Origin of the sequence: Wolbachia endosymbiont of Mansonella perstans (assembly GCF_020278605.1) — a bacterium.
Taxonomy (GTDB): Bacteria; Pseudomonadota; Alphaproteobacteria; order Rickettsiales; family Anaplasmataceae; genus Wolbachia.
Map to the genome: position 1 here is coordinate 1 of NZ_JACZHU010000076.1, position 5,015 is coordinate 5,015.

Here is a 5,015-nt window from a genome sequence, read left to right on the forward strand (position 1 = left end):
GAGATCATTAGCGGAGAAGGTTCATTTTCCGCGCTGTTCGATTTCGCTGAGCTGAGTAAAAAATATGACCATCCAGTGCTCGTTTCTTCAACTGATGGGGTGGGTACAAAGCTGTTGATAGCTCAAGAAGTAAACGAACATGGTACTATAGGTATAGACCTAGTTGCAATGTGTGTGAATGACTTACTTGCGCAAGGAGCAACACCTTTATTTTTCCTCGATTATTTCGCAACAGGTATTTTAAGTAAAGATGTTCTATTATCTATAGTTCAGGGCATTGCAGAAGGATGTAAACAGGCTAATATGGGATTAGTTGGTGGAGAGACTGCAGAAATGCCTGGAATGTATAGTAATAATCACTATGACCTTGCAGGATTTGTAGTTGGAGTGGTCGATAAAAGTAAGATCCTTCCAAAATGTAACGCTATGAAGAAAGGGGACTGTATAGTTGGATTGGAGTCGAGAGGGGTTCACTCGAATGGGTTTTCTTTGGTGCGACATATTTTTAAAGGTTTAGGCATAAATTATAATGACTTATCTCCGTGGAATAATAGAACCTGGAGTGAGATACTACTCGAACCAACAAAAATATACGCTGATTCTTTATTGCCTATTATGTCAAAGGTAAAAGGTATTGCACACATCACAGGTGGTGGCTTGATAGATAATGTTCCACGGATTCTTCCAGAAGATTTGTTTGCCGACATAGACATTGGTTCTTGGGAATGGCCAGATATATTTTTGTGGCTGATAAAAGAGGGTAAAGTAGAGAAGAGGGAAATGTTAAAGACATTCAATTGTGGTATTGGTATGGTATTGATTGTAGATCCTGAGAATATGCAAGGTGTAAAAAATCATTTCCAAAAACGTGGAGAAAAGATTGAAATTATAGGAGAGCTTCATGAGAAGTATAAACCACCGCTTGATAAAGTAGCACTTTAGTTAGACTAACTTTACTGACAGCCTTTCTGCAACTTCTAAATATGCTTCCTTTAGGTTTCCTAAACTTAAACGGAAGACATCTTTATCTAGTTTTTTGTGAGTACTGTTATCCCATAACCTGCAATTGTCAGGACTGATCTCGTCAGCTAGAATGACCTTTGTTCTATCGCTCATTAGCCTGCCAAATTCTAATTTGAGGTCGACTAAATCTATTCCTGCATTTAAAAATAAGTCAATTAGAATTGTATTGATTTTTGAGGTTGTAGTTTTAACCTCTTCCATTTCTTCATGAGATAGCCAGCCAAAATATAGCACGTGGTTTTCGTTTACCATTGGATCAGCCAGATTGTCATCTTTATAGAAAAATTCGATTATAGGAGATGTGAGCTTCTCGCCTTCTTTTAGATTAAAACGTTTGCAAAAATTACCGGCTGTGGTATTCCTCACTACTATTTCAAGAGGTATAATCTTTAGTTTTTTAACTAACTGCTCTCTTTCATTCAGAGTTTTTATAAAGTGCGTGTCAATTCCTGCTTTCTCAAGTTTTTCCATGATAAAAGCGCTAATGAAGTTGTTGATTATTCCCTTACCCTCAATAACTTCATATTTTTCTTTATTGAAGGCTGTTACGTCATCTTTAAAGTGCTGTATAACGGTTAACGGATCTTTAGCTTTAATAATAGATTTCGCTTTACCTTCGTATATTATTTTGCCTGGCATCATATTTAATTTAACTATATATTGTAGATATTACATCAATTTACTGCCTAAGTTTACTATAAATTTGCAAAGATGTTCAATGTTACAATATTAACCATATTTCCAGAAATGTTTCCTGGATTTTTGAACTATTCCCTTGCTAGAAAAGCGTTAGAAGAGAAAATATGGGATCTTGAAGTGGTAAATATTCGTTCCTTTGCTAAGGATAAACACTCAACAGTAGACGATGTTCCATATGGAGGTGGGGCAGGAATGATTATGCGCCCTGATGTTACTGGTGATGCAATTGATAGTGTGCTCACCGCTCATAGGGATACTAAATTTATTTGTATGACTCCATCTGGCACGAGATTTAATCAAAGCATTGCAAAAGAGTTGATAGGACTTACTCATATAACAATGTTATGTGGTCGATTTGAGGGTATTGACCAAAGAGTGATTGATGAGTATACTCCTTATGAGTTAAGTATCGGAGATTATATACTTTCAGGGGGCGAGCCGGCTGCCATGGTAGTTCTTGATGCATGTGTTAGGCTTCTTCCTGGTGTAGTGAATAATTCTGATAGTATTGCTGAAGAAAGTTTTAGTTATGGTGGTGGTATGCTTGATTACCCTCAATATACTAAACCTAAGCAGTGGAGAGAACATGAAGTGCCTGAGGTTCTGTTGTCTGGTAATCACAAAAAAATAAGTGATTGGAGGCGTAAACAGTCTCAAGCTATAACAAAAAAGCGTAGACCTGAGTTATTAGATGGAGATATAAATGGTAGATTTACTTGAAAAGTTCAATAAGCAGCAAATGCAAGTGTTGGCTAAAGAATTGCCGGAGTTTCGTCCTGGTGATGATTTGAAGATCACTTTTAAAGTGGTTGACGGTGCAAGCGGACGTATGCAAATATTTGAAGGTGTATGTATATCAAAAAGAAATCGTGGATTACATTCTTCCTTTGCGGTTAGAAAAGTGAGTCATGGGGAAAGTATAGTATCACAATTTTTTATTTATTCTCCTGCGTTAGTTTCAGTGGAAGTGACAAGAAGGGGGAAAGTTCGTAGAGCGAAATTGTACTACTTATGTAAGCTATTTGGAAAAGCTGCGAGGATAAAGGAGCGTACTACTTGCAAAAGCGTTAAGCCTAAGCAGCTTTGATAAAAAACGGTATTGTTTCGGTTCTTGATGTGCTGAGGCAATAGGAAGAGACTGAAAATAGATGAGTATAAAGACAAAATTCCTCAAACTGCTTCAATCTAGGCGCGTACATGCTCGCATAAGAAGAAAAAACAAAAGGAATAGAACATTGTATTTCTGTTCTCTTGTAACGTTACTTGTTTCGCTTGGTTGTCCTATATGCATATTGTTGAGCATATTAATTAACTCTTATAGCGCATTAACAATAACGAAGATTTTGTTACCGGTTGAAATAATTGCTGATTTTGCTTTGGCAGATAATCCTAGTGATTTACGATATAAGTCCATTGACTTACTTAATGATTCTCTAAGTAAAGTGTTTAAGGGGACCGGTTTCAGAAGTAATGACGAGATTTTAAGTCGTAATTCTTACAAGGAGCTAGAGGATTTTTTTCTTGGGAAAGTGAAGCACAGTGGTGAGTATGAAATCTGGTTTACTGCATCAAGTATAATCAATTCAATAAACAAAGATAGATATTTCAATGGTCATTATGCTGAACTGCTTAGTTGGCTAAAAGAAAAGGGGAGAGTGAAAAAGTTCTTTAATAAGTCTTTATTTCTTAAATCTGATTCTCGTGAACCTGAAAATGCAGGGATTTTAGGAGCATTCATCGGCTCATTAATGACGGTTATGGTATGTCTAGCTTTGGCATTACCAATAGGAATTATGTCAGGCATCTATCTTCACGAATTTATGCCTAGGAACAATATAATAACTAGCATTGTAGAGGTTAGTATAAATAATCTTGCTGCAGTGCCTTCGATAATATTTGGTGTGGTAGGTTTAACTCTCTACCTTGGTATATTTGGGTTACCTCGTTCTTCGCCACTTGTTGGTGGAATGACTCTTTCATTTATTATGTTACCTAACATTATAATTGCAACAAAAAATGCCTTTGCGAATGTTCCTATTACAATAAAAGATGCAGCTTTTGCTCTTGGAGCGTCTCACATCAAGGTAATATTGGATCACTCTCTATCGATTGCATTACCGGGAATAATACATGGCGCTGTGCTTGCAGTTGCAAGAGTTTTGGGTGAGTCCTCTCCTTTACTTATGATAGGTATGGTAGCATTTATAGCTGACACACCAGCATCCTTTTTTGACCCAGCAACTGTTTTGCCTGTACAAATATACATATGGTCAAGTAGTCCTGAAATTGCATTTGTTGAGCTTGCTACTATTGCAATTATGGCTTTGTTGATAATGTTGTTCGCTCTGAATTTAGTAGCAAATTTTGTAAAAAGAAAAATCGAGTTTTTTAATTTTTAATTCATGAAAATTATTATTTTATCTGGTTATGGCTTGAACTGTGAGAAGGAAACTGCGTTTGCATTTATAGAATGTAGTAGAAAACTTGGTATCAACAATGTAGAAGTGAAGATCGTTCATATTAATGAGATCATAGATAATCCAGGTGAACTAAAATCAAGTAATATACTAGCAATTCCAGGAGGTTTTTCCTACGGTGATGACACTGGTGCTGGTAATGCATTTGCTCTGCGCATTAAAAATAATTTGTTGGGTGAGTTTCAAGATTTTTTATCTCAGGATAAGCTTGTTATAGGAGTATGTAATGGTTGTCAGGTATTAGTAAAACTAATTCCAGAATTCTCTAACCTGGCTTTAATATGCAATGATGTAGGTAATTATCAATGCCGTTGGATTAGAGTGAAAGTTAGCCCACAAAGTAATTCTGTTTGGCTACAGAACCTAAATGAGCTGTATCTTCCTATTGCTCATGGAGAAGGCAAGTTTTTTATGGATCAGAGTGTTTTGGATCAATTGATTGAAAACAATTCCGTTGTGCTGCGTTACGTTGATGAAGATGGTAACTACGCCAACTTGCAGTTTCCTTCCAATCCAAACGGATCTATGTACGATCTGGCAGCCTTATCAGGTAAAAGTGGTAGAGTACTGGCTTTAATGCCTCACCCAGAGAGGGGAATATTTTTCACTCAACAGGACAACTGGCCGCTTGAAAAAGAGAAGTGCAAGCGCTTGGGTGCCGCTATGCCAAAATATGGCGATGGAATGCTTATATTTGAAAATGCACTGAAATATTTCACGCAAGCATTGTAATACAACACAGTGTTACATAGTAAACGATGTCAATAGAAACGAAAGAAACTACTTAAAGATTTCTCCAGTTTCCTTATCATAGTA

At 36.6% G+C, this 5,015-nt stretch carries 6 protein-coding genes; 5 read left to right on the forward strand and 1 reads right to left on the reverse strand.

All coding sequences use genetic code 11. From position 1 onward, the window contains the following. Positions 1 to 942, forward strand: a 942-nt coding sequence (gene purM / locus IHO13_RS04415; RefSeq protein WP_225538453.1) for a phosphoribosylformylglycinamidine cyclo-ligase, incomplete at its 5' end; no start/stop codon positions are given. On the opposite strand, the gene purC is transcribed toward purM, so the two are convergent. Next, positions 943 to 1,665, reverse strand: coding sequence for a phosphoribosylaminoimidazolesuccinocarboxamide synthase (gene purC / locus IHO13_RS04420; protein WP_225538454.1), 723 nt, complete (start codon positions 1,663 to 1,665; stop codon positions 943 to 945). It lies immediately after the preceding gene. A gap of 69 nt (positions 1,666 to 1,734) precedes the next feature. Between purC and trmD the strand changes: the two genes are divergently transcribed. From trmD to IHO13_RS04440, 4 genes are all read left to right on the forward strand, one after another. Next, entirely contained in the window at positions 1,735 to 2,442 is a 708-nt protein-coding gene (trmD, locus tag IHO13_RS04425) for a tRNA (guanosine(37)-N1)-methyltransferase TrmD (RefSeq protein ID WP_225538455.1), read from the forward strand. Then, positions 2,426 to 2,809: a 50S ribosomal protein L19 gene (rplS, locus tag IHO13_RS04430; RefSeq protein WP_225538456.1), complete on the forward strand. Its 384-nt coding sequence runs from the start codon at positions 2,426 to 2,428 to the stop codon at positions 2,807 to 2,809. Before trmD ends, rplS begins: the two co-directional genes overlap by 17 nt. A gap of 61 nt (positions 2,810 to 2,870) precedes the next feature. Further along, positions 2,871 to 4,121: a phosphate ABC transporter permease PstA gene (gene pstA / locus IHO13_RS04435; RefSeq protein WP_225538457.1), complete on the forward strand. Its 1,251-nt coding sequence runs from the start codon at positions 2,871 to 2,873 to the stop codon at positions 4,119 to 4,121. A 3-nt stretch (positions 4,122 to 4,124) separates the two neighbouring features. Beyond that, positions 4,125 to 4,931, forward strand: a complete 807-nt coding sequence (locus tag IHO13_RS04440; protein WP_225538458.1) for a phosphoribosylformylglycinamidine synthase subunit PurQ — start codon at positions 4,125 to 4,127, stop codon at positions 4,929 to 4,931. Positions 4,932 to 5,015: the final 84 nt, after the last annotated feature.

Bases quoted from the DNA above. Each gene is read 5' to 3' on its own strand.
- rplS (WP_225538456.1), top strand. From the start codon at position 2,426: ATGGTAGATTTACTTGAAAAGTTCAATAAGCAGCAAATGCAAGTGTTG.
- purC (WP_225538454.1), bottom strand. From the start codon at position 1,665: ATGATGCCAGGCAAAATAATATACGAAGGTAAAGCGAAATCTATTATT.
- pstA (WP_225538457.1), top strand. From the start codon at position 2,871: ATGAGTATAAAGACAAAATTCCTCAAACTGCTTCAATCTAGGCGCGTA.
- IHO13_RS04440 (WP_225538458.1), top strand. From the start codon at position 4,125: ATGAAAATTATTATTTTATCTGGTTATGGCTTGAACTGTGAGAAGGAA.
- trmD (WP_225538455.1), top strand. From the start codon at position 1,735: ATGTTCAATGTTACAATATTAACCATATTTCCAGAAATGTTTCCTGGA.